General features: G+C 79.3%; 1 protein-coding gene and 1 pseudogene. One reads left to right on the top strand and one right to left on the bottom strand.

Annotation, left to right across the window (positions count from 1 at the left end; all coding sequences use genetic code 11):
• Positions 1-579, top strand: a pseudogene (locus AE652_RS41615) (hypothetical protein); the annotation flags it as partial.
• Between the two features lie 20 nt (positions 580-599).
• On the opposite strand, the gene AE652_RS41620 reads toward AE652_RS41615, so the two are convergent.
• A complete protein-coding gene (locus tag AE652_RS41620) occupies positions 600-1031 on the bottom strand; it encodes a hypothetical protein (RefSeq protein ID WP_049661218.1) in 432 nt (143 codons plus the stop codon).
• Positions 1032-1248 lie beyond the last annotated feature (217 nt).

The following is a 1248-nucleotide window of genomic DNA, read 5'->3' on the forward strand; positions in this document are numbered from 1 at the left end:
CGCCACCGGATCGCCGTCCTGGGCGGCCCCGCCGAGGGGGCCGCCGCCCTCCTCGGCGCCCTGCTCGCGGAACACCGGGCCCACCCGGTGCTCGTCCTCACCACCGCCGGGCCCGCCGGGAGCGAATGCCGCACGGGCGGCCGGGTGCTGCGGTCCGTACGGCCGGACCCGGCCGCCCTGCGGGAGGCCCTCGGCGAGGCCGACGGCCACTACCCGGTGGTCCTCGCGGACACCACCGGCGCCCCGGCCGAGGTCCGGCTCGCCGCCGTCGAACACGCCGACCGGCTGCTCCTCTGCGCCCCGGCCTCCGCCACCGGAGCCCGCACCGCCGACGCCCTCCTCGACCACCTCGCCGCCCTCGGCCACCACGGCCTGGCCCGCGGGGCGGTCGCCGCCTTCACCCCCGCCCCGCCCACCGACCGCCCGGTCGCCGACCGCGACCTCCTCCCCCACTTCCGCGCCCGCTGCCGCGCCGCCCTCACCCTCCCGGCCGCCCCCGCCGCCCTCCGCGCCCGGGCCCGCCTCGACTACCTGGAACTCGCCGCCCTCATCGGCGACGGCATGGCCGAGCACCGCTGAGCCGACCGGGCGGCCACCGGTCAACCCGACGCGAGGGCGTCCGCACGGGATCCGGCCGGGGCGAACCAGCCCGGCCGCAGCTCGACGAGCAGGTCGTCGAGCCCCCGGACCGCCGGACCGGGCTCCTCCGACGGCCACTCGACGGGCGTCGCCAGGCTCCGCCCGTAGCAGCGCAGCCGCCAGAGGTCGAACGCCGCCGTGCCGTCGATGAAGTCCACGTCGATCTGGACTCCGGCCGGGTCGGTCATCCGGCATCCCGCCCCGTGCACCAGGTACGCGTAGCCGCCGGCCTCACCACTCCGGCCGATCCGCCCCGAGCGTGCCGCCGCCAGGATGTCCGCCAAGCGCTCCAGCGGCGGCACCGCCTCGCACAACGCCGCCTCCGCCCGGTCGAGCGCGGCGACGAAGCCGAGCACCAGCTCTCTCGCCGTCGGCGACTGCCGCTCCGCCATCAGGGCCCTCCGTTCCCGTGCCGTGCCGCCCCTCACCCGCCGGGCGCATCCGGTCCCCGACGGGCCCTGATGGTCCCACGGTGCCGATCACCACAGTGAGCGGATTCCTCCCGTCAGGCCCTCGGCCCCGGCCGGACGACCGGCTCGGGACCGGCGCCCCGTCGGCTCGCCTCCGCACGGCCCGGGCGCCGGCCCCGGGCACGCGGGGCCACGGCGG

The organism is Kitasatospora sp. MY 5-36 (genome assembly GCF_001182915.1).
Classification (GTDB): Bacteria; Actinomycetota; Actinomycetes; order Streptomycetales; family Streptomycetaceae; genus Kitasatospora.

What these genes read in the sequence shown, in the direction of transcription:
- AE652_RS41620 (WP_049661218.1), bottom strand. Translation starts at nt 1,031, where the DNA reads ATGGCGGAGCGGCAGTCGCCGACGGCGAGAGAGCTGGTGCTCGGCTTC.